The 21,176-nt window shown below is 55.3% G+C and carries 22 protein-coding genes and 1 pseudogene; 5 read left to right on the top strand and 18 right to left on the bottom strand.

All coding sequences use genetic code 11. The annotated features are described in order from the left end of the window. The first annotated feature begins 121 nt into the window (after nucleotides 1–121). Nucleotides 122–607: a nucleoside deaminase gene (locus tag WJU22_RS15370; protein WP_341839067.1), complete on the top strand. Its 486-nt coding sequence runs from the start codon at nucleotides 122–124 to the stop codon at nucleotides 605–607. A gap of 59 nt (nucleotides 608–666) precedes the next feature. Here WJU22_RS15370 and WJU22_RS15375 read toward each other — a convergent pair whose 3' ends face one another. The 4 genes from WJU22_RS15375 to WJU22_RS15390 form a co-directional block, all read right to left on the bottom strand. After that, complete coding sequence (locus tag WJU22_RS15375; protein WP_341839068.1) at nucleotides 667–960, bottom strand: anti-sigma factor family protein; 294 nt, start codon at nucleotides 958–960, stop codon at nucleotides 667–669. A 30-nt stretch (nucleotides 961–990) separates the two neighbouring features. Then, nucleotides 991–1,569 carry a sigma-70 family RNA polymerase sigma factor gene (locus WJU22_RS15380; RefSeq protein ID WP_341839069.1) on the bottom strand — a complete coding sequence of 193 codons (579 nt, stop codon included), beginning with the start codon at nucleotides 1,567–1,569 and terminating at the stop codon, nucleotides 991–993. A gap of 72 nt (nucleotides 1,570–1,641) precedes the next feature. Beyond that, complete coding sequence (locus WJU22_RS15385) at nucleotides 1,642–2,631, bottom strand: tetratricopeptide repeat protein (protein ID WP_341839070.1); 990 nt, start codon at nucleotides 2,629–2,631, stop codon at nucleotides 1,642–1,644. A 67-nt stretch (nucleotides 2,632–2,698) separates the two neighbouring features. Next, nucleotides 2,699–3,241 (bottom strand): hypothetical protein, encoded by a 543-nt coding sequence (locus WJU22_RS15390; RefSeq protein WP_341839071.1) that lies wholly within the window; start codon nucleotides 3,239–3,241, stop codon nucleotides 2,699–2,701. A gap of 74 nt (nucleotides 3,242–3,315) precedes the next feature. Between WJU22_RS15390 and WJU22_RS15395 the strand changes: the two genes are divergently transcribed. Further along, on the top strand, nucleotides 3,316–4,077 hold the full coding sequence (locus WJU22_RS15395; RefSeq protein WP_341839072.1) for a C40 family peptidase: 762 nt from the start codon (nucleotides 3,316–3,318) through the stop codon (nucleotides 4,075–4,077). A gap of 76 nt (nucleotides 4,078–4,153) precedes the next feature. On the opposite strand, the gene WJU22_RS15400 is transcribed toward WJU22_RS15395, so the two are convergent. The 5 genes and pseudogenes from WJU22_RS15400 to purE form a co-directional block, all read right to left on the bottom strand. Beyond that, nucleotides 4,154–6,631, bottom strand: a complete 2,478-nt coding sequence (locus WJU22_RS15400; protein WP_341839073.1) for a hypothetical protein — start codon at nucleotides 6,629–6,631, stop codon at nucleotides 4,154–4,156. 205 nt (nucleotides 6,632–6,836) lie between these two features. Continuing rightward, nucleotides 6,837–7,378 (bottom strand): annotated as a pseudogene (locus WJU22_RS15410) (inorganic diphosphatase). 159 nt (nucleotides 7,379–7,537) lie between these two features. Further along, the gene (locus WJU22_RS15415) at nucleotides 7,538–8,005 is read right to left on the bottom strand and encodes a DUF4878 domain-containing protein (protein ID WP_341839076.1); all 468 of its coding nucleotides are present in this window, start codon (nucleotides 8,003–8,005) and stop codon (nucleotides 7,538–7,540) included. A gap of 93 nt (nucleotides 8,006–8,098) precedes the next feature. Beyond that, the gene (locus WJU22_RS15420; protein WP_341839077.1) at nucleotides 8,099–9,142 is read right to left on the bottom strand and encodes a PhoH family protein; all 1,044 of its coding nucleotides are present in this window, start codon (nucleotides 9,140–9,142) and stop codon (nucleotides 8,099–8,101) included. A 104-nt stretch (nucleotides 9,143–9,246) separates the two neighbouring features. Next, nucleotides 9,247–9,702: a 5-(carboxyamino)imidazole ribonucleotide mutase gene (gene purE / locus WJU22_RS15425; RefSeq protein WP_341839078.1), complete on the bottom strand. Its 456-nt coding sequence runs from the start codon at nucleotides 9,700–9,702 to the stop codon at nucleotides 9,247–9,249. Between the two features lie 214 nt (nucleotides 9,703–9,916). Here purE and WJU22_RS15430 point away from each other — a divergent pair, with 214 nt between their 5' ends. Together WJU22_RS15430 and WJU22_RS15435 are read left to right on the top strand one after the other, a co-directional pair. After that, complete coding sequence (locus tag WJU22_RS15430) at nucleotides 9,917–12,526, top strand: PAS domain-containing protein (protein ID WP_341839079.1); 2,610 nt, start codon at nucleotides 9,917–9,919, stop codon at nucleotides 12,524–12,526. Between the two features lie 7 nt (nucleotides 12,527–12,533). Then, nucleotides 12,534–12,926, top strand: coding sequence for a response regulator (locus WJU22_RS15435; protein WP_164714409.1), 393 nt, complete (start codon nucleotides 12,534–12,536; stop codon nucleotides 12,924–12,926). Here the strand turns inward: WJU22_RS15435 and WJU22_RS15440 are convergent. Genes WJU22_RS15440 through thrA form a run of 7 tightly spaced genes read right to left on the bottom strand, consistent with a single transcriptional unit; the run spans nucleotide 12,907 to nucleotide 19,181 of the window. After that, the gene (locus WJU22_RS15440; RefSeq protein ID WP_341839080.1) at nucleotides 12,907–13,392 is read right to left on the bottom strand and encodes a ribulose-phosphate 3-epimerase; all 486 of its coding nucleotides are present in this window, start codon (nucleotides 13,390–13,392) and stop codon (nucleotides 12,907–12,909) included. The two genes, WJU22_RS15435 and WJU22_RS15440, sit on opposite strands and share 20 nt — an antisense overlap. Then, entirely contained in the window at nucleotides 13,389–13,583 is a 195-nt protein-coding gene (locus WJU22_RS15445) for a hypothetical protein (RefSeq protein WP_341839081.1), read from the bottom strand. The genes WJU22_RS15440 and WJU22_RS15445 overlap by 4 nt, the downstream gene beginning before the upstream one ends. A gap of 30 nt (nucleotides 13,584–13,613) precedes the next feature. Then, a complete protein-coding gene (locus tag WJU22_RS15450) occupies nucleotides 13,614–14,429 on the bottom strand; it encodes a tetratricopeptide repeat protein (protein ID WP_341839082.1) in 816 nt (271 codons plus the stop codon). Nucleotides 14,430–14,453: 24 nt separating this feature from the next. Continuing rightward, entirely contained in the window at nucleotides 14,454–15,782 is a 1,329-nt protein-coding gene (gene thrC / locus WJU22_RS15455) for a threonine synthase (RefSeq protein WP_341839083.1), read from the bottom strand. Beyond that, nucleotides 15,769–16,542 carry a homoserine kinase gene (locus WJU22_RS15460; protein ID WP_341839084.1) on the bottom strand — a complete coding sequence of 258 codons (774 nt, stop codon included), beginning with the start codon at nucleotides 16,540–16,542 and terminating at the stop codon, nucleotides 15,769–15,771. The genes thrC and WJU22_RS15460 overlap by 14 nt, the downstream gene beginning before the upstream one ends. Continuing rightward, complete coding sequence (locus WJU22_RS15465) at nucleotides 16,539–16,739, bottom strand: hypothetical protein (RefSeq protein WP_341839085.1); 201 nt, start codon at nucleotides 16,737–16,739, stop codon at nucleotides 16,539–16,541. Before WJU22_RS15465 ends, WJU22_RS15460 begins: the two co-directional genes overlap by 4 nt. Continuing rightward, nucleotides 16,740–19,181, bottom strand: coding sequence for a bifunctional aspartate kinase/homoserine dehydrogenase I (thrA, locus tag WJU22_RS15470; RefSeq protein ID WP_341839086.1), 2,442 nt, complete (start codon nucleotides 19,179–19,181; stop codon nucleotides 16,740–16,742). It lies immediately after the preceding gene. A 489-nt stretch (nucleotides 19,182–19,670) separates the two neighbouring features. On the opposite strand from thrA, the gene WJU22_RS15475 reads away from it, so the two are divergent. After that, nucleotides 19,671–20,261, top strand: coding sequence for a hypothetical protein (locus WJU22_RS15475; RefSeq protein WP_341839087.1), 591 nt, complete (start codon nucleotides 19,671–19,673; stop codon nucleotides 20,259–20,261). 32 nt (nucleotides 20,262–20,293) lie between these two features. Here WJU22_RS15475 and WJU22_RS15480 read toward each other — a convergent pair whose 3' ends face one another. Beyond that, nucleotides 20,294–20,764: a hypothetical protein gene (locus WJU22_RS15480; RefSeq protein ID WP_341839088.1), complete on the bottom strand. Its 471-nt coding sequence runs from the start codon at nucleotides 20,762–20,764 to the stop codon at nucleotides 20,294–20,296. 33 nt (nucleotides 20,765–20,797) lie between these two features. Further along, nucleotides 20,798–21,124, bottom strand: coding sequence for a hypothetical protein (locus WJU22_RS15485; protein WP_341839089.1), 327 nt, complete (start codon nucleotides 21,122–21,124; stop codon nucleotides 20,798–20,800). Nucleotides 21,125–21,176: the final 52 nt, after the last annotated feature.

Genomic DNA, 21,176 nt, shown 5'->3' on the forward strand with positions numbered 1-21,176 from the left:
AGGATTATGGGGGTTAAAAGGCCTACAGGAAGGGCGCGGGGTATTGCCTCAGCGCCTTCCCCTGTACGGTTGGCCGTTCATAAACGCTTGAAATCCGTACATTTGGGATAAAACCAGGCTTATGTACCCGATCGGAGAAAGAGAAAGGAAATTCATGGCGATGGCGGTGGAATTATCCGCCCGCGGGATGCGGAATGGAGACGGCGGGCCTTTCGGCTCTATCGTGGTGAGGGGAGATGAAGTGGTAGGGGAAGGATGGAACCAGGTGCTGACCCACAACGATCCCACGGCGCATGCCGAAGTAGTGGCTATCCGGGACGCCTGCCAGCGGTTGGGTACTTTCCAGTTGTCTGATTGTGAGATTTTTACTTCGTGCGAGCCCTGTCCCATGTGCTTCGGGGCTATCTACTGGGCGCGCCCGCAAAGGGTTTTCTTCGCCAATACGAAAGAAGAAGCGGCGGCCATCGAATTCGACGATTCCTTTATTTACCATGAATTGGAATTGCCTTACGGCGACAAGAAAATCCCCTTTATACTCATGCCCGAAGAAGCGGCGAAAGACGTATTCCGGGAATGGGCCCGAAAATCCGATAAAACCAGTTATTGACGGCTATCTCCGTGCGAAATGGTAAATCCAGTATAGCGCGATGGCCATGAAGAGGACGATCAGCGCCACGATGGCGATGTAGAGGTAGTAGTTCTCTTTTTCTTCCGGCGGTTCTTCCGGCGGAGACTGTGCAACACATTCCACTTCGCCTGCCGCAGCCATCCGGGGATCTGGTCTTTCCGCGAAATGGCCGACAACCCTTCCACAGCTTCGCTGCAAAGCTCACAGTCTTGCAGGTGCATTTCAACCTCGTGCCTTTCGGAAGCACTCAGTTCACCCTTGACGTAGGCCAGCAGCTTGTCTTGCGAGGGACAGGCGGTTTCGGTGAATATGTCAGCAAAATGGTCGTTCATATCTGTTAAGGCGTTGCCTGCTATTGCAAGTTAACGCATATTTTTACTGTACTTTTCCAATAAAATTTTAAGGTTGCGTTTTCCGTTCTGGATGTAGCTTTTTACCTGCCCGGCGTTGAAACCGGTGATGTCGGATATTTCCTGGTAGCTTTTCTTCTCGAGATAAAAAAGGCGCACGGTCACGGCCTGTTCTTTGTTCAATTCCCCCAACGCCCGTTCCATATTGTCGAGCATCAGGTCTTTCTGCACATGTGCCACATGCCGCACGTCTTCCTGCTCCGCCACGCCGGGCACCAGTTCCTCCTTCAGTTCTACGTCTTTCTTATGCCGCAGCTGCATGAGGCAATGGTTTTTGGCGACCTGGTAAATCCAGGCTTTGAAATAGATCACGTCATGCTTGTGGATTTCGGATAGTACTTTCAGGAAGATTTGCTGCACGCTGTCGCGCGCGTCTTCTTCATTCTTGAGATACTTCATGCAAAGGCCCAGCAGCAGGATGGCGTACCGGTCGAACAGGACGCCTATCCATTCGGTATTGCCATCGGCTTTATACCGTTGGAGCAGGTCCTGGTCGCTCATGTGTTGATATTGGTCGGAGGATGGATGCACGTTTTTACAGTAGCGTTCTCAATTGAGATGCATAAGTAAACAAATTCCATAAATATTTCAAATGGAAGCGGGTCAATTCATGCTGCTGAGTTCTTCCTGTGCGAGGGATTTCATCGGGCTTTCGGAATTCGCGATATCGCGCAACATCCGGCGGGCTTTGCCTTTCTGGCCTTTCGCACGGTAGCAGATGGCCATCTGGTAACGGGCACGCTCTGCGTATTTGCCTTTATCCGAAAGTTTGCGGAATTGGTTGATGGCTTCGTTGTAATCGCCCTGTTGCTGGTATTGCATGGCGCTCCGGTACACATAGTCGTCCCCGTTAGCCGGTTTCGCAGCCGGTTCTTCTTCTTTCTCTGCTTTCGCAACGGGCGCGGGCTCGGGGGCTTTTTCCTTCGGCGCTTCCTTCTGCGGCTCTTTCGGCGTTTCGGCCGGCGGTGGCGGCGTTTGCGCGGCCAGTTTCCGGGTGTTCGTATCGGCAGGCGGCAGTTTGGGCAGCGCACTGTCTTTCACGATCTTTTTCTTCTGCGCGGTGTCTCGTGTGGGAACGGGCGTAACAGCCGCCGAAATACGGGAAGTATCGCGGTTGCTGTATTTGGTCTGGATCACCAGCGGCTCCTGCACGGGCTCGGCATTCGCCTGGTAATTGCCGACTTCAGCGCCTTTGGGCGCCGGCAGTACCACGACTTCCGCGGCGCGCGCGGGCAAGACGGCCATCGGGGGCCGGTTTTTCAGGTGCTGCTGCAGGAGGAAAATACCGCCTCCGCCGAACGCAAGGAAGATGATCGTCCAGAAGTAAGACTGGGCGCTGTCTGTGAAGGTTTTGCGCTCCTGCTGCGGTTGTTTGGCCGCGAATTGTTTTTGCTGGCGAACGGGTGGGGGAGCGGGCGCAAACTCCCGCTGGATATAATGACTGAGCTGGTGGCTCAATTGCTGGAAAGATTCGATGTTCGCGGGATTTTCGAGCGTGGCGAGCGCGTCGTTGCAAAGGTCGCATTCCACGAGGTGCTGTTCCACCAAATGCTGTTCCACAACGGTCATCTGGCCGAGATGGTAACGGCGCATCTGGTCCCTGTTCAGACATCGTACGGGAGTGAAGATCCGGATGATCCTTTCTTGTCTTGGAGAATGACTATTCATATGCCGCCTCTTTCATATACGTAGCAACCTGTTGACGGATGCTTTTCAGCCGGTCCCTGACCTGGCCGGAATCGATGTGCCGCGAGCGCGCAAGCTCCTGCAGGGGCTTGTGCTCGAGGTAAAATTCATTAAGCAGGTCCATATCCTCGGGGATCAGCCTGCCGAGTGCATTTTCCAGCTGTGCTGCCAATGCCATTTTTTCGATGGGGTTGTTGCCGGCATGTTCTACCCGGCTTTCCAACTCGCGCATGGCCGCCGGAGGGGCCTTTCGGGTTTTACCGAAATACTGCTGGACGAGCCCGTGCATGATTTCGTTGACTCTGCCGGTGGCATGCTGCAATTGATCGAATAACTTGCCGGTCAGTTCGGGGAATACGGTTTCTGCTGGATGCCGCTCATCGAGCCCGGGTAAACAAACCGCCACCAGCAGGTGACTATACCGGTCCAATAAAACCCCGGCAGCCTCTCTTTCCCGGAATTTCCGGAAGCGGAGAAGCAGTTCCCTGTCGCTGAGGTTATTTAACTGGAGATGCATATATACTATGATTATATTTACGTAAATCCGGGCCAAAAGTTCACGGGTCACGTCATATTATTTAAACAATTAACATGCCATTAGCGATCACGATTGTGCCGGTCATGCCCCTCCGGGCGGAGCCTTCGCACCGGGCTGAAATGATTTCCCAGGCAGTTTTCGGGGAATGTCTTGAAACAGAAACCGTTACGCAAGACGGTTGGGTGAAAGTACGGATGCAATACGAAGGGTATGAGGGCTGGGTAACGCTTTCGCACCTGGAAACCATTCCGCAGGGCTTGTTCGAGGCGCCCCCCACGCATGTGGTGCGCCACTGGCAGGCCGTACTGCAGTTGAACGGAAAGCCCGTCCACGTGCCCTACGGCAGTTTGCTGAAGCTGGGCACCGCTGAATGGGGGAGCGTATCAGTAGCGGCCGGCGAAGGGATCGTGCCCTTTAAGCCGGCTCCCGCGCCGCGGGAGGCCTGGGAGCCCATTGCCATGGAATTCCTGAATACGGGGTATTTATGGGGCGGGAAAACGGTGTTCGGCACAGACTGTTCCGGCTTTACACAAACCGTGTATAAAATTCTCGGCATCCCCTTACTGAGAGACGCCTACCAGCAGGCCGCACAGGGAGAAACCATTTCGTTCCTCCAGGAAGTAAAACCCGGCGACCTGGCGTTTTTCGACAATCCCGAAGGGCGCATCACCCACGTGGGCATTATGCTCGACGAGCAGCGGATCATCCATTCGTCCGGGAAGGTGCGCATCGATCCGGTAGACAATCAAGGCATCGTGAACGCCGACACGGGCGAGCGGACGCATAAGTTGCGGCTCATCAAACGGTTGTTCTGACAGGTTTTCGTCAAAAAACAGGCCCCCACGCGCTTTGTGCATGGGGGCTTTTTATATGAAGAGAGTAGCAATTGAATTACCGGGCTTTCCCGATCAGCTCCGGCCGCCCGCTGGCGCGGATTTCCAGCTTCACGTCGGCACCATTCTCCCCGGAATATTTCCCGTCAAATACAATCTCGTTTACGCCGGCCGACAAAACAGGCAGTGCTTTTTCCAGTTTGATCGTTTCTATCAGTTGCCATTGCCGGTTGAAGAGTTGCACGGTTTTGCCGTCGCATTTCAGGAACTGGTTCCGTTTCAATGCAATGGGCAACACGAGGGCATCCTGGCGGTTGATGGCGATGGAGATCTGGTCGAAAGTGACGTCCGGATCGGATTCTTTCGTGGGCGCCAGCGTGATCATGAACGAAACGGGTTGCGGATCGGCCGGATTGTTGAAATTGAACGAGGAAAATACCGGCTCGCCGGGTTGTTTCAGGAGTTGCTGATGTTTGAAATAAGCGTTGTACACCGGCGTCAACTGGTAGGCATTACCGGGTGCCGATTCCAGGTGGAATTCGTGCTGAAGGCTCCGCATCTGCGCTTTTTGCGCTTCGGAGAAAGTGTTTTGCATGCGGGCCTGTTCCCAGGTTTTGATCAGCGCCAGCACTTCATCTTTTTTACCGTGTTTTTGCAGGGTTTCCAGACTGGTCGATAACCCGAATCCCGCGTTGTAACCTGCGCCCATGGCCAGCATCCACTCAATGTCTTCGGGCGTGGTTTCTGGCCGGAGGCTGAACCAGCCGAGCATGGAGGGCATGAGGTTGCGTCGGTAAAATTGCTGGTTTTTCAAACGAAGTTGCAGCTGGCTTTCGCGGAACCCGGCGTACCAGGGCTCACCCCAGTTCATCCGGGTGTAGGTGTGCCAGAAGAAATGCCCGGGCATGCTGGCGTCGTTGATCACTTTGCCTTTCAACTCGGGCGAAAGCGCATCGTACCATGTCTGCGTAAACAATTGCCGCGCATATTGGCCCATGCCGGATGAATGGCAGCCTTCGAGCCCGTCGAACGAAATCTGCATGAGCCCGGTTTCGTTGAAAAGCCGCGCGATCGTTTTCGACATTTCTTCCTGCAGCGCGTAGTTGGTGAGGAATACTTTATAGCCGTGGTCCATCAGTTTGCCGATGGTGTCGCGCTGCGCATGGGCAACAGCTTTGGTGCCGAAGGCGCCGCGCTGGCAATCGAGCAGTTTCCAGGGTGCGGATGCGGAAACGCCGCCGTACCGGATGATCTCATCGCCTACCACAACGGCTTTCAGCGTATTATTCTGGAACTGGTTGAAGAAAAGCGCGTCTTCGATCCCGATTTCTTTCGCAGTTGCGTCAATGGCATCGCTGAGCCGGGAGTAGCCGACTTTCGCCAGTCGCGGATCGGGAACGGGCGTTACGTACGGATCGTTGGTGGTGATGAAGTTAGACAAGGTATGCACCCCCAGGCGAACGCCTTTCGCTTTCGCCGCTTCCACACATTGGCGAAGACTGACCCAGTTTTGCGGGAAGTCGCGCGGGTGCAGCTTGAAAGATCCCCATTGTTCGAAGGGATCGCCGTGGTAAAGGTACCTGAGGCCGGCCTGCTGCGTTACGGCGATGGCTTCCTGCAAATTGGCGTTGCCGAAATTCATGATGAGGTACGATTCGGAAGCGTGGGTGGCCTGTTTTCCCCAAACGCCGTCGAGCATCGGGTGCGGCAATCCTTCCTTCAATTCGATCTGCGAGATGGTCGGCAGCACATCGGCGGTGGCTACGCCAAACAGGGCGATTTTACTGCCGGTTACGCCGCCGTCCTGGAAAGCAGGCGCGAGGTAAGCGGTGTGCGCCCAGTTTTCGATGATCCGGTCTTTCCCGCGGTTGCGGCAATAAGCCTGCAACACGGCACCGAAGGCAGTGGGGCGCGCCACATCGCCGCGGAACAGTTGCTTGTGCATATCGTCTTCCTTCACATCTACTTTATTGCCGCCTTCAAAAATATCGTAAGAGGGCTCTACGTCACTTTCCGCATTGGGATAGCCGCCCAGGGTTTTGATGTTCAGCGCCTGGATGCCGATGGCGAATTCTTTATTGCGCACAACGCCCACCACTTCGCCGACCGTGTCTGCGATGCTGGTGGGATAGGGGCCCCAGAGCACGAGCTCCACTTTCTCGGCCGGTGTAATCTTCGTGAGCTCGAAGCGGAGGTAACGGTCGTTGGATTGCACTTTCACGGTAGCTTCCACGCCGGTTTGCGGGTAGGATAACGCCAGTTCCGACTTTTTCGGATTCCAGGTGCAGGCGCGGGGGGCATGGATGGTGCCGTCTTTCTTCACGCTCAGCAAAGCGTTGGCTTCCGCCGCTACGAGGAATTCCTTTTGCAGCGCGAGGCTCTTCATGCTGGTAACTTTCCCGGTGTTATCCAGCTGGAGGCTCCATTGCTTCGTTTTGAAGTTTACCTGCGCAAAGGCGGGCGCCGCGGCCGAACCGGTGAAAATAGCCAGGCATAGGAGGAGCCGCCCGGCGAGTGGTCTTTGTTTCGTTGCCATATGTGAGATATACGGGATGTGCTGGTTTGTTGATTTGTAAAAAAACAAGATACCTGGACAGACTTTGGTAAACCACCATGTTTTTGACGGATTGTAACGTTTTATTTGCAGGCGCGTTCGTAATGGGCTTAAAATCAACGGTATAGGCATAAAAAAGCCGCCGGGACGATGGTCCCGGCGGCTATATGTGCGTTTTTGCAGGCAGTTATTGCTGCGTGAAGGTCTTGTTGTACAGTTCGAAAGCGTCGCGGATGATTTCTTCCGCTTTGGCTTTATTACCGAATTCTTCCACTTTTACCGTCTTCTTTTCCAGGGTTTTATACTCTTCGAAGAAGTGGCGGATCTCGCTCAGCAAGTGCGGGGGAGCTCGGAGATATCGTTGATATGGGCCACGCTCATGTCGTGCGCTGCCACGGCGATGATCTTGTCGTCTGCCTCGCCGCCGTCGATCATCTGCATAACCCCGATCACTTTGGCGTCCATGATGCACATGGGTACCACTTCGATCTGGGAGAGGATGAGGATATCCAGCGGGTCATTATCGTCGCAATATGTTTTCGGGATGAAGCCGTAGTTGGCGGGGTAATACACGGAGGAATACAGCACACGGTCCAGTTTCAGCAGGCCGCTGTCTTTGTCGAGTTCATACTTGGCACGGGAGCCCTTCGGGATTTCGATAATGCCGGTTACCGTGTGGGGGGCATTTTCGCCGGGGCTTACGCTGTGCCATGGATTCGTTGTCGTCATTCAATCTTGCTTTAAAAAAATATGATATCAATCTCGTTTACTGACGGGTAAAAACGGCGAACGGGTTGAAGTTCAACCCGGCCGGATAAGAAAACCCGGTTTGTTCAGTGCGCAAAATTAATGAACAAACCGGGAATAGCTATAAAAAATTGGGAGAGATCATTTTACGAGCGCCGAATCCACGGGTACAACGGGCGACATGGAGTTCATGTCCATGGTGCCGGGGGGGACGGAAGTCGGGAGGATGCTTTCGAGGGTGAGGGATATTTTCCACTGTCCGTCTTCCTTCACGAGGTGAAGGGTTTCCTGAGAGCTCACGGAGGAGTTGAGGATGGTGACGGTGGCTTTATCGCCTTCTTCGTCGTGGTTTACCACTTTCAGCTTGGCGTTTTTGATCTTTTCCCGTTCATTTTCATTGCGTTTGCCGTCGAAAATGGAATACAGGAGGATCACCGACTGGGATTCTTTCGTGGCGTATTCTTTGGCACGTTCGAAATTCGATTCCTGGATAGCGTGCATAAACTCCAAGGCAACCTCCTGCGGCTCGGGTTTTTTCTTGCAGCTGCTAATGCTGAGCGCCAGGCCCGATGCGCACATAAGGTATAAAAATCGCCTATAATAGCTCATGTGGTTGATAGGTTAATGTTTATTATGTCTTACCGCAAAAGTAGATGGAATCTTCCAATTGCACAACTTACGACAACGGCTGTTAAGGCCGTGTTAATTGTGGTCCTTCTGCTTATGGTCCTTATGATCTTTCTGATGGTGGTGTTCCCGTTCTTTTTCCCTTTCCTTTTCGCGTTCTTCTTCCTGTGCCGCGGCTTGGTCGTAGGCCTTGATGATGGCTTTTACCAGGCGGTGGCGAACCACGTCTTCTTCGTCGAGCTCCAGGTAACCGATCCCGTCCACGTTCCGGAGGATGCGGGCTGCTTTGCCGAGGCCGCTCTTCTGGTTTTTCGGAAGGTCGATCTGGGTAAGGTCTCCCGTGATGATCGCTTTGGCGGAGGAGCCGATACGGGTGAGGAACATCTTCATCTGCAGGTCTGTGGAGTTCTGGGCCTCGTCCAGCAGAATGAAGGCGTTATCGAGGGTACGGCCGCGCATATAGGCGAGGGGGGCTATTTCGATGATCCGGTTGGTCATGAAATAGTTGAGCTTGTCTGGCGGGATCATATCGTCGAGCGCGTCGTACAAAGGCCGCAGGTACGGGTCGATCTTTTCCTTCAGGTCGCCCGGCAGGAACCCGAGGCTTTCGCCGGCTTCTACCGCGGGGCGGGTGAGGATGATCTTGCGGACGGCTTTGTTTTTGAGGGCGCGGACGGCGAGGGCGACGGCCGTGTAGGTTTTACCGGTACCGGCGGGGCCGATGGCGAACACGATGTCGTTCTTGTCTGCCAGGGTCACCATTTTCTTCTGGTTGGCCGTTTTGGCGCGCACGGTGCGGCCGTTGGGGCCGAAAACGAGCACGTCGTTGGGATTGCGGTCCTTGAAATGGTCGATGCCGGAGCCTTCTTCCTCTCCGAGGATCTGTTCAAAATAGTTTTCGCTGAGGTGGCCGTTCCGCTCGAGGTAGCTGACGATCTGACCGATCTTTTCGCGGGCGGTGGCCACTTCTTCAGGAGCGCCCGACAATTTCAGCTGCGTGCCGCGGCTGAGGATCTTCAGTAGAGGGAACTTTTTCTTTAGTAAGTCCAGTTTTCCGTTGTTAACCCCGAAAAACTCGATCGGGTTTACGCTGTCCAGGTTAATGATGGATTCTGTCAAGTGCGGTTCGATTTAATCTTGTCCATAGTTTCGGAATCTGAACAGTGCGTTTGAGGTAGAACGGCGGACGGGATGCGCCCGCCGTTCTTTATTCAGAGACTGGATCAGATCCGGTATCCGTTCTGTTTGAACGCTTCTACGCGTTCAGCGATTTGCTTGTTGCCAAGAGCGAGGATGCGTGCTGCGAGTACCGCCGCGTTGCGCGCACCGGCTTTACCTACGGCCAGGGTGCCTACGGGCAGGCCTGCGGGCATCTGTACAATGGAGTACAGCGCATCGATACCGCCCGGTAAACCACCGTCCAGGGGAACACCCAGTACAGGGAGGGAAGTATAGGCAGATACTACGCCGGGCAATGCCGCCGCCATACCTGCTGCTGCAATAATCACGCCGTAACCCTGGGATTGCGCGTTCACAACGATCTCGCGAACCTTGTCGGGATTACGGTGGGCAGAAGCCACAACCATTTCGTTTTCGATGCCAAAGAACTGTAAGTGGTTCTGAGATTCCTGCATTACGGGCTTATCGCTTTCCGAGCCCATGATAATTAAAACTTTCATTTGAGTATTAATCTGCTATAAATTAACGTAAAAAAATGATTATTTGTTTCCTGCGTCAAAGATATATCATCATGACTTAACAAATCATTTCAGCCCCCGTGAAATTTTCAACATCCGTTCCATTCCCCTTAATTCCCATACTGATAAGTTAATTTTGTGTAATATATTGACTACATTCGCGCATCAACTAGCCTATGCCTAACAGTCCATCCCGATGATCGATCCTTTGCTGACACAGGTGATCGAAGCCCTTCCAGACCCCGTAGCCGTGTTCGACACGCAATTGCGCCTGGTAACGGTGAACAGCGCTTTCTCCGAAGAAAGCCGCCGCCACCTCGGCTTTGCCCTTCAGCCAGGAGATAGTCTTCGCCGGCTGGCAGACCTCCATCCCGGCATCGCCGAACATTCCATGCACCACTGGGCCAGCGCCCTCGGCGGCCATCGCGTGGCCTTCGAACTGCAGTACGGCCAACCGCCCCTCCGCTACCAGGTTTCCTGCAGCCCCCTGCTGAACGACCGCAAAGAGGTATTCCAGGTCATGATGGTGATCCGCAACATACAGGCCGAAACCGAAGCCCGTGAAAACGAACGCTTCTTCCGGTCCGTCCTCGAAAACCTCCCCGTCGGCCTCCAGGAATTCACGCCCGAAGGTTGGCATCGCAACATGAACGGCGCCCAGCGCATCATCCTCGGCGCCAATCATGCCGCCAACTCCGCGCCCTATAACGTTTTCGACGATCCCTTCAACCGCCGCAACGGCCTTTCGGCCTTGCTCGACGAAGTAAAACAACATAAAGCGCCCGTCAAACGGGAAATGATGCTCAAATACCAGGAGCTTCACGATGAAAACGTGACCCGCATCCAGCCGATGTATTATGAAGTGACCGGTTTTCCCGTGCTCGACCTCCAGGGCGACATCGAGTGCCTCTTCATCATCCTCAGCGAGATCACCGAAAAGAAACTGGCCGTGCTCAGCCTCGAAAAGAGCGAACGGCTCCTGCACACCATCGTCGAGAACCTGCCGGTCGGGTATATTCAATTCGACAACTTCGGGTTTATCCGTCGCGTCAACCAGACGCAGCGCAAATTTTTCGCCAGCACCGGCCTGGAAGAGCAGCCAGACAGCAATCTCGTGCAAGACCCTTTCGCGCGGCTCTTCGAGCTCGACCAGCTTTTCATGGAAGTATTGCAACGGGGGAAAGTGGTGCGGCTGGAGAAGAAACTCGAGTTCCAGGTGCATACCGGCGCCGGGAAGATCGACCGGGAAATTTTCCTCGACCTCACCATGTTCCCGGTAGAAGACCCCGTAGACAAAGACCAGATCGTGGTGGCGCTGGTGAACGACATCACCGAAAAGAAGCGCCAGGAGCTGGAAAGCACCAAAGTCCAGGAATCGCTCCTGCAAACGGGCGAGATCGGGAAGATCGGTGGCTGGGAGATGGACATGGCCTCCAGGCACCTGCGGTGGAGCGGACAAACCTATAAAATCCACGAACTGCCGCCCTATGCCACCATCAACGTGGAAAAGGCCCTGTCGTTCTACGAGCCCGAGTCCCGCGCGCGGATGGACCAGGCCATCGCCGCGTGCATGAGCCGCGGGAAGGCGTACGATCTGCAGGTGACCATCATCACGGCGCGCAACAACACGCTGCAGGCCCGCGTGATCGGGAAGCCGGAATACCGCAACGGGCGGATCGTGCGGATTTACGGGGTGATCCAGGACGTGACGGAGCAGTTCCGCATCCGGAACCAGCTCACCCGGAACGCCGAGCTCATGCGGTTGTTCTTCGACACCATCGATATGGGGTACGCCGTGATGGACAAGGAAGGGAAGGTCAACTTCATCAACCGGAAGGCCCAGGAGATCGTGGACCATGGCAAGGTGATAGGGCGCAATATTTTTGAAGTGTTCCCTTCGCTGGTGGGGTCTACGTTCCATGCCCGCGTACGGCAATGCATCGAGGCGCAGGCGCCCGTTTCGTTCTCGAACTACCTCCCGCAGCTCGATAAATGGTACGAATTCCTGCTGGCGCCCATGCAGGACGGCAGCATTTCCATCTTTACCCGCAATATTACCGACAGCAAAAAGATGCAGCGGGAATTGCGGAAAGCGAACGAGCAGCTGTCTTCCCTCAATAAATTCCTCGTCAACCAGAACAAGCAGCTGGAAGACTTCGCGCATATCACTTCCCACAACCTCCGCGCGCCGATCGCCAACCTGAAGGCGCTCATGCAGATCATGAACGAAACGGGGAATGAGCAGGAGCGGGAAATGTACCGGGGGATGTTTGCCGAAGTGATCCGAAATATCGACGAAACGCTCAACGACCTGATCGAGATCGTGCAGATCCGGAAAGATCTGAACGTGGAAAGGGAAACGCTGGCTTTTTCGGACCGGTTGCAGAAAGTGAAGGATATCCTGCTGGTAGACATGGAAACGAGCGGCATGCGGCTCACGGCGGATTTCACCGAAGCGCCCCATATCGATTATCCGCGCATCTACCTGGACAGTATCCTGCAAAACCTCCTCACCAACGCCATCAAGTACCGGTCGCCGGAACGCAAGCCCAGCCTGCATCTGAAGAGTAGGGCAGTGGATGGGGGCATTATGCTGACGGCGGAAGACAACGGCATGGGGATCGATATGGAGCGGTATGGCGCCAAATTGTTCGGATTCCGTAAGACATTCCATAAAAATAAAGACGCCAAGGGCATAGGCCTGTTTATCACGAAAACGCAGATAGAAGCGATGGGTGGGAGTATACATGCCGAAAGTAACCTGGGTGCAGGAACGAAATTTATCATTACCTTCAGGCCCGAATAGCAATTCTATGAAGCCGCTACATTCGATCTTTATAGTAGACGATGACCCCATTCACCAGCAGATCACTGAAATCATGCTGGAAAGACTGAGGATCGCTGATGCAGTCACTAAATTCTCTGACGCACAGGATGTGCTGGACCATATCCGCGTCAATACCGCAGACCAGGCTTCCCTGCCGGACCTGATCCTGCTGGACCTCAATATGCCTGTTATGGACGGGTGGGAATTCCTCGAAGTATATGCCGGGATCCGGCATCAGATCGCCAAAGACATTCGGATTTATGTGCTCACTTCCTCTATCGACGAGCGCGACCGGCAGCGGGTAGACCAGTTCGACTTCGTGTCTGGCTACCTTACCAAGCCTTTGACCAACGATATTATCATGGCATTGTTACCGTAACGGGGCGTTTCAGCTCGCGGATGGTGGCGGCAGGGTTTGCTGAAGAGAAAACCGTGTTGCCGGCTACTAGTACGTCTGCTCCCGCTTCGACCACGAGCGCCGCGTTTTGCGTGGTGATGCCGCCGTCTACCTCGATGAGGGCGGTGGAGCCCGTTCTGCGGATGAGGTCGCGCACCTGGCGGAGCTTGATGTAGGTTTGTTCGATGAAATGCTGGCCGCCGAAACCGGGGTTCACGCTCATGATGAGCACCAGGTCGAGGTCGGTGATGATGTTTTCCAGCTGGCCCACGGAAGTGTGGGGGTTAAGGGCTACACCGGCTTTCATGCCCAACCCTTTGATCTGCTGGATGTTGCGGTGGAGGTGGCGGCAGGCTTCGATGTGGACGGTCAGGTAATCTGCGCCGGCCTTTGCGAAAGCTTCCGCGTATTTTTCCGGCTCCTCGATCATGAGGTGCACGTCATTCACTTTTTCGAGATTTTTGTAACGGCGGAAATCACCGGCAGCCCAAAGCTGATGTTGGGCACGAAGCGGCCGTCCATGACGTCGAGATGCAGCCAGTCGGCGTGGCTGTCGTTGATCATTTCCACATCTTTCCCGATTTCGAGAAAATTAGCGGCGAGGAGGCTGGGGGCGATGAGCGGTATTTTCTTTTCCAAGGCGTTACGAGTTTTCAAGCAGGTACAATACTACAGATTTTTAGCCGAATCGAGCAGGTGTTGCGCTTCGGGGAAATTTTTCCGGAAGGAAAGGGCTTTGGTGAGATCGTCGAGCCCCGCGGCCTTGTTCCCCAGTTGCAGCAAGGTTTTCCCGCGGCGGTAGAAGGCGTCTGCGTTGGTGGGATCGGCTTTTGCGGCCATGTTGTAAGACACGAGCGCGTCTTTGGCGTTGCCCTGCGCGGCCAGCAGGTTGCCGATGGCGATGTAGGCCGGTGCGTAGGCGGGGTTGCGGCGGATGGCTTCGCTGAACTCGTCCCAGGCTTCGGGGATCTTTCCCGCTTTTTCCAGGCACTCGCCGGTGAGGAACGGGGCTTCGGCAGAGGAGGAGTCGATCCTGGCGGCAAGGCGGTAATAGTTCGTGGCGTTTTCATAGCTGCCGAGCGCGGCGATCATATCCGCCGTGAGCATCACCACTTCATATTCGCTGGAATCCTGCCGGATGTGGATGGCGGAAGTCAGCAGTTCGATGGATTTGACGGTGTCTTGCTGCCGCAATGCGATCAATCCGCGGATATACAGCGCCTGCGGCAGTTTGCCGGGCGCCTGGGCGATGATGGCCGCCTGGCTGTCTGCCGCGGCGAATTCGTTATGTTCGATGAGGGCGTTGGCGAGCCAGACGCGCAGGTTCAGATCGTTCGGTTGTACGGCCAGGTCGGTCCGCATGTTGTGAATGGCGACGGCGAGGGAATCTGCGGCGGGCGCCGGCTGCTGTTTTCCGGGATCGGCCTGCTGGCCGCATGCGCACAACAGCGCCGGCAGCGCCCAAAGTAAATGGCGGGTGTTCATCGCCCAAACATACAGAAATCCCTGTTATTTCGCATCCTCCGTAACGGCGGCTTTCGCGGTTTGCAGGAGCCAGTCGCGCATTTTGTTATAGTCTGCATCCATCAGTACGGCTTCTTTCTGCATGCCATCGAGCACCATAATCCGCTCCGGCGCCTGGATAGCGTCTGCGAGGCCCGGGGGCATCGTGTTGGCGAACTTCACTGGGTGCGCGGTTTCCAGGAAAATACCCAGGTGGCCGGGGTGCGTTTCCATGTATTTTTTCAGGCCCAGGTACCCTACGGCGCCGTGCGGGTCCATGAGGTAGCGGCGGCGGGCGTAGACGTCTTCCATCGCGGCAACGGTCTGCTCGTCGGTGAAGCGGAAAGCGGAAAGACGGGCTTTCAGCGCCCGGTCGTTCTGCGCGAAAAGCTGCAGGATGCGCACGAAGTTGCTGGGGTCTGCCACGTCCATGGCGTTAGATAGTGTGGCGGTGGCGGGTTGCGGCTCGTATCTGCCGTTCTCCATGAATCGCGGCACGGTGTCGTTCACGTTGGTGGAGGCGATGAAATGGGGGATGGGAAGCCCCATCGCAGCGGCCATCATGCCGGCGCAGATGTTGCCGAAATTACCGCTGGGAACGGAGATCAGGGGTTCTTTCTTCCACTGTTTCACTTTCCGGTACGCCATGAAGTAATAAAACATCTGTGGCAGCCACCTGGCTACGTTGATGGAGTTAGCGGACGTGAGGGGCCTCCGGGCCTGCAGTTCCTCGTCGAGGAAAGCCATTTTCACCAGTCGCTGGCAATCGTCGAACGTGCCTTTGATCTCCAGCGCGCGGATGTTGCGGCCGAGGGTGGTGAGCTGTTTTTCCTGGAGGTCGCTGACTTTGCCGGAAGGGTAGAGGATCACTACTTCCACACCTGGCACATCGTAGAACCCGCTGGCCACGGCGCCGCCGGTATCGCCGGAAGTGGCTACCAGTACGGTGACGGGCTTCTCTTCATCTTTCCGGAAATACCCCAGGCATCCGGCCATGAACCGGGCGCCCACGTCTTTGAACGCCAGCGTAGGCCCGTGGAATAACTCGAGTGCATATACGTTGTCTTCCACTTCCCGGAGCGGGAAAGGGAAAGTGAGCGTTTCGCGGATGATCTGGGTGAGCGCCTGTACGGGAATGTCGGCGCCCACGAAAGGCTGGATCACCTTGCGGGCGATGTATTGGGGATCGTATTCTTCGAGCCTTTCGATGAAATCCTTCTCCAGCCGCGGTATTTCAACGGGGAAATAAAGCCCTTTGTCGGGCGCCAGGCCGCGGATGACGGCTTCGCGGAAGGAAACGCGGTGCTGGTGGTTCTGGAGGCTATAGTACTGCATGTTGATGGGCTTTGATGGCTTTTACGCCGGTGGAACTGATGCGGGAAACGTGAATGTGATAGTCGACGCCGAGCGGTGCGTAGATGGATTCCATCATGGCGGCCACGGTGCGGGCGTTGGCTTCCCCTTTGGAAAGCATGAAAACGGACGGGCCGCTGCCGGAAATCCCTCCGCCCAGGGCCCCCGCTTCGCGGCAGCGCAGCTTCAGGTCGTGGAACGCGGGGATGAGTATGGAGCGGATCGGCTCAACGATGACGTCTTCCAGGGCGCGGGCGATGAGGTCATAATCTTCGCGGTACAGCCCGGCTACGAGCGCGCCTACGTTGCCCCACTGGCGGATGGCGTCTTTGAGCATCACCTGCTGTTTGAGGATCTCCCGCGCATCGGCCGTCCGCACCTCGATCTGGGGATGGATCACCGTCACCCAGAGGTCGGCCGGCGTGTGCAGGGCGATCACGTCCAGCGGCTGATAGCTCCGCACGAGCGTGAAACCGCCCAGGATGGCCGGGGCCACGTTGTCGGCATGCGGCGTGCCGCAGGCGAGGCGCTCGCCTTCCATCGCAAAACGGATCAGCGCGTCGGAGGAAAAATGATCGTTGAGCAGCATATTCGCGCCCGCCACGGCACCGGCCGCGCTTGCTGCGCTGGAACCGATACCGCTGCCGGGATGGATGTTTTTGCGGATGGCGATCTCCATGCCCACTTCCGGTTTGCCGTATTCCTGCAGCAGCGCCTGCAAAGCCACGCCCGCTACGTTCAACGACGCTTCCAGGGGAGCTTCGCGCCTTCGATGGAAGTGATGCGCACGCCGGGCGTGTCAGACAGGCGGATGTCCATTTCATCGCCGGTGCTTTCCAGCGCCAGCCCGATCACGTCGAACCCGCAGGCGACGTTGGCTACGGTGGCCGGGGCAAATACCGTAACGGATGGCTTGTTTTCCTGGTTCATATCTTTCATTTAACGAACGGTTCTGATAATGTCTGCAAATATGCCCGAAGCCGTTACATCGGCCCCGGCGCCCGCGCCTTTCACGATCAGCGGTTGCGCGGCATAACGCTGGGTGGTGAACAGCACGATGTTGTCTTTTCCTTCCAGCTGATAAAACGGGTGCTGCGGGCCTACGGACTGCAATCCCACGGAAGCCTTCCCCATATGGTAGCGCGCCACGAACTTCAGCCGCTCGCCCTTGTCTGCCGCGTTTTTCAGCAGTTGTCCGAAGTGCGGCGCGCAGGTATCGAGCTGCTCGAAGAAGGCCGGAACATCGGCTGCGTTGAGGCAGGCATCCGGCAGGAAGGAATGGTTGTCGATATCGTCCATTTCCAATACCGCGCCGCTTTCGCGGGCCAGGATGAGGATTTTGCGCATCACGTCTTTCCCGCTGAGGTCGATACGGGGATCGGGCTCGGTGTAACCTTCGTCCTGCGCGGCTTTCACCACTTGCCGGAAGCTGGCGCCGTTCACGAAATTGTTGAACACGAAGTTCAGGCTGCCACTCAGCACGGCTTCGATGGTTTGCACTTTGTCGCCGCTGCGCACGAGGTCGTTGAGGGTATTGATGACCGGGAGCCCCGCGCCCACGTTGGTTTCGAAGAGGAAGGAAGCGTTGTACTTGCGGGCCAGGTCTTTCAATTGTTTATACGAAGCATATTCCGACGAGCACGCGATCTTGTTACAGGTTACCACCGAAATGCCGTGCTGCAGGAAGTTAGCGTAAAGCCCTGCAACGGCTTCGCTGGCGGTATTGTCGACGAACACGCTGTTGCGGAGGTTCATCTGCGGGATGCGGGCGGCGAAGGCGGCGAGGTCCATGGGCTCGCCGTTTTTCAGTTCGTCTTTCCAGTTCCCCAGCGGAATGCCGCTTTCGGAGAAATGCATGTTGCGGCTGTTGGCCAGGGCGATGATGCGCACCTGCACACCGAGCTCGCTGCGGAGGTAGGATTCCTGCTGCTGGAGCTGCTCGAGCAGCTTTCCGCCAACGTTGCCGGTGCCGGCTACGAAGATGTTCAGTTGGCGGGTGTCCGATTCGAAGAACACTTCATGGATAACGTTGAGTGCTTTGCGGAGGTCGTTTTTCCCGATCACGGCGGAGATATTTTTTTCGGTCGATCCCTGCGCGATGGCCCGCACGTTGATGGCATTGCGCCCCAGGGCGCCGAAGAGCCGGCCGCTCATACCGTGGTGGTTCTTCATATTGTCGCCCACAACGGCCACGATGCAAAGGTCTTTCTCCACCGTCAGCGGATTGATGCGCTTGTCATGGATTTCCTGCGCGAACTCGCCGTCTACGGCCGCTTTTGCCTTGAGCATGTCGCTTTCATTGATGCCCACGGTGATGGAGTGTTCGCTGGAGCTTTGGGTGATGAGGATGACGTTCACGCGTTCCTGGAGCAGCGCGTCGAACAGGCGGCGCGAAAATCCGGGAATGCCCACCATGCCGCTGCCTTCGAGCGTGAGCAGCGCGATGCCCTTGATGCCGGAAATGCCGGTTACCGGGTAAGGTTTTTCGCCGTTGTCCTGGATGAGGGTGCCGCCGGCCCCGGGCTCGAAAGTATTCTTGATGAGGATGGGGATCCTGCGGTTCATCACCGGCTGGATGGTGGGCGGATAGATGACTTTGGCGCCGAAGTGCGACAGTTCCATCGCTTCTTCATAAGATATCCGTGGGATGGCGATGGCCTGCGGAACGATGCGCGGGTCGGCGGTCATCATACCGCTGACGTCTGTCCAGATTTCGAGCACGCTGGCGTCCATGGCCGCTGCGATGATGGCGGCGGTGTAGTCGGAGCCGCCGCGCCCGAGCGTGGTGGTGTCTTTATCGGCGTTAGAGGCGATGAAACCGGGGAAGATGACGATTTCTGCCTGCTGCTGGTGGAAGAAAGTAGTGATATTATGATCGGTGGCGTCGAAATTGACGAGCGCGCTGCCGAAATGATTGTCGGTGAGGATGAGATCGCGGCTGTCTTTCCAGGCTGCGTTCAGGCCTTCGAGCCGCAGTTTTTCGGCCAGCATCCAGGAGGAGAGGAGCTCGCCGTAGCTCATGACTTTGTCCCGGCACCGGTCCGACATTTCCCCGACCTGGAAAATTCCGTCCAGCAAGGCTTCCAGCTGATTGAGCTGTTTCTTTACCTGGCTGAGGTGGCCGCTTTGCGCGGTGATGGGGAAGAGGTTGCGGACGGTGTCGAGGTGGAGCTGTTCGATTTCGCGGAGCACGTCGCGGTATTGTTCGTTGCCGACCGCGGCGAGATGTCCGCAGCGGATGAGTTTGTCGGTGGTGCCGCTCATGGCGGATACGACTACGGCCATGACGCTTTTACGTTTATAACGGGCTAGTATATCGCATACCTGGCTGATAGCTTGGGCGCTGCCTACGGAGGTGCCGCCGAATTTTAGGACCTGCATGTTGAATCAAGATGAATGAGGAAACGGAAGGGGAAACACCCCGCTTGCTGGGAACCGGAGAAGCCCGGTCGGTGGACGATATGTGAAAATTAACCCCGGGATGGGGTTGTAATGGTTGTGGTTGTGATAATAGTGCCCGCTGCTCCGGTGGAGTGGGAAGCAATACGGATAATATGTGAGCTGGAGTAATGCACTATTAACTTATGACGTTGATAAGACAAAGGTTATTAATTCTGCTGAAAAATGCAAACAGTTTGGCGAGATTTAGAAAATTTCTAAAGGATGCATGCCTGCCAGATGCGCAGTAATATAGCTGGAGTGCAGGTTGGTGGCTGGATGTATGTTTAATGACAAATAGATGACTAAATGCGATTCCGGAATGCGCCCAAGTATAAACTGAGTGGGCGAATTATTAGAATATCCTGCTGTATATTTACCCCTTGCCGGATACCAGTCCGTACATTTCTATACCTGGATAACAATTAAAGAATGAAAAAAATTCTGTACCTCAAGCATTGGCAATTATTTGCACTTTTTATCGGTGTTCCCGTCTTATTTCAAATAGTGACCTTCAGCGCGGCGGTTTCCGGCAACGACCCGATGCTGATTTTATTTTTTCTCCCCATCATATCTTTGGTATTAACCGGTCTTTATTTTAGCTGGTTTTATACGCTTGGGGTGAATCTCCAGGGAAAGCTACCGGCCAGGGAGAAAATGAATCTAAGCCGCTTCAAATTGTTTCTGTTGATCCCTTCGGTGTATATATTGGCTATTAGCGTTTTTATGACAGGGGCGTATTTCGTGGATCTACCCATCAGCGGGCCCGAATTCCTGGTACCTGGATTGCTGGTGCCGGTTCATCTGTTCTCCATGTTCTGCATATTTTATTCCATGTACTTTGTTGCGAAGGCATTGAAAACCGTGGAATGGCGCAGACCGGTGACGTTTTCCGATTTCGCCGGGGAGTTTTTCTTGATTTGGTTTTTCCCGATCGGGATTTGGTTCCTGCAGCCGAGGATCAATGCGATTTTTGCCGCCGGAGGAGAGGCCGATGAGGAGAAGTTTGATTTTGAAGCGTAGGCGGGTAATCAGCCAGCGCAAACGTGTTTCGGTTATTGACGCGCCTGGGTTTCCAAATCAAATTGCATATCTATCGCTGTAACCGCGGCACTGGCGGCGATGGCCGCACAGGGAATCATGGCCGATACGTAAATAAGTACGGTTATTCCTCCTGAAAAGAGGTATGCCAGGGTTTCATTGGGCATGAGCGCGAGGAAAGGAGTGGTGACCATCGCGGTGGTGAGGGAAACAAGCACTTGAATCAGTTTGATCCAGAAAAACAGAATCGTGGAAGCGGCGAAGAGGGCCGGCCGGCCGGAGTCGTTGATCTTTCTCCCTGCGCTTTTCATGACGACCAGTACGGTCATAATAGCCGTCGCGGCTTCAAATGCATTAAATACTACGGAGAGCACCCAGGAATGTACTGCGATGCTATAAATGGTGTTGTAGGAAAACGATTCTTCATTTGCATAAGTGAGCAGCCGCAGAAATTCGTATGCCGCATACAGGATCAGCGTAATCACGATCCCGGGATTGAAAAATTTTCTGCCTTCCGGCTACAAATCGCCTGGGCCGAATTGTGTGGCGGCAGGTTCTCCGGATTTCAGCATTCTTGCTGCAATAAATGCAGACGCGAGTACCATGATGTGTACCCCGCAGGTAATGCCTTCCGCGAAAGTAGTAACGGTAAGGGAGCCGGCTTCTTCCAGTTTATCGGAGCTGCCATTCAGAAAAGCCACGATAAAGAATACGATCATCCCGATAAAGACGCCGACAGCGGCGGAAAGAAAGCCAAGTTGGCGGGAGTTGGATGCGAACGGTTTGTGAAATGTTTCGATATTTTCGAGGGTATGGAGCAGCGACTGACGGATGTGAGGCCACATGGTAAGGGTATTTTTAGGTAAAGGTTGACCCAAGGTAAAAAATTTCAGGTGG

It is taken from the genome of Chitinophaga caseinilytica, assembly GCF_038396765.1.
Taxonomy (GTDB): domain Bacteria; phylum Bacteroidota; class Bacteroidia; order Chitinophagales; family Chitinophagaceae; genus Chitinophaga; species Chitinophaga caseinilytica.

Coding starts and splice junctions, on each gene's coding strand:
- WJU22_RS15370 (WP_341839067.1), top strand. CDS start 122: ATGTACCCGATCGGAGAAAGAGAAAGGAAATTCATGGCGATGGCGGTG.
- WJU22_RS15375 (WP_341839068.1), bottom strand. CDS start 960: ATGAACGACCATTTTGCTGACATATTCACCGAAACCGCCTGTCCCTCG.
- WJU22_RS15385 (WP_341839070.1), bottom strand. CDS start 2,631: ATGCGCCGTTACCATCTCGGCCAGATGACCGTTGTGGAACAGCATTTG.
- WJU22_RS15390 (WP_341839071.1), bottom strand. CDS start 3,241: ATGCATCTCCAGTTAAATAACCTCAGCGACAGGGAACTGCTTCTCCGC.
- WJU22_RS15395 (WP_341839072.1), top strand. CDS start 3,316: ATGCCATTAGCGATCACGATTGTGCCGGTCATGCCCCTCCGGGCGGAG.
- WJU22_RS15400 (WP_341839073.1), bottom strand. CDS start 6,631: ATGGCAACGAAACAAAGACCACTCGCCGGGCGGCTCCTCCTATGCCTG.
- WJU22_RS15415 (WP_341839076.1), bottom strand. CDS start 8,005: ATGAGCTATTATAGGCGATTTTTATACCTTATGTGCGCATCGGGCCTG.
- purE (WP_341839078.1), bottom strand. CDS start 9,702: ATGAAAGTTTTAATTATCATGGGCTCGGAAAGCGATAAGCCCGTAATG.
- WJU22_RS15430 (WP_341839079.1), top strand. CDS start 9,917: ATGATCGATCCTTTGCTGACACAGGTGATCGAAGCCCTTCCAGACCCC.
- WJU22_RS15435 (WP_164714409.1), top strand. CDS start 12,534: ATGAAGCCGCTACATTCGATCTTTATAGTAGACGATGACCCCATTCAC.
- WJU22_RS15450 (WP_341839082.1), bottom strand. CDS start 14,429: ATGAACACCCGCCATTTACTTTGGGCGCTGCCGGCGCTGTTGTGCGCA.
- thrC (WP_341839083.1), bottom strand. CDS start 15,782: ATGCAGTACTATAGCCTCCAGAACCACCAGCACCGCGTTTCCTTCCGC.
- WJU22_RS15465 (WP_341839085.1), bottom strand. CDS start 16,739: ATGAAAGATATGAACCAGGAAAACAAGCCATCCGTTACGGTATTTGCC.
- thrA (WP_341839086.1), bottom strand. CDS start 19,181: ATGCAGGTCCTAAAATTCGGCGGCACCTCCGTAGGCAGCGCCCAAGCT.
- WJU22_RS15475 (WP_341839087.1), top strand. CDS start 19,671: ATGAAAAAAATTCTGTACCTCAAGCATTGGCAATTATTTGCACTTTTT.
- WJU22_RS15485 (WP_341839089.1), bottom strand. CDS start 21,124: ATGTGGCCTCACATCCGTCAGTCGCTGCTCCATACCCTCGAAAATATC.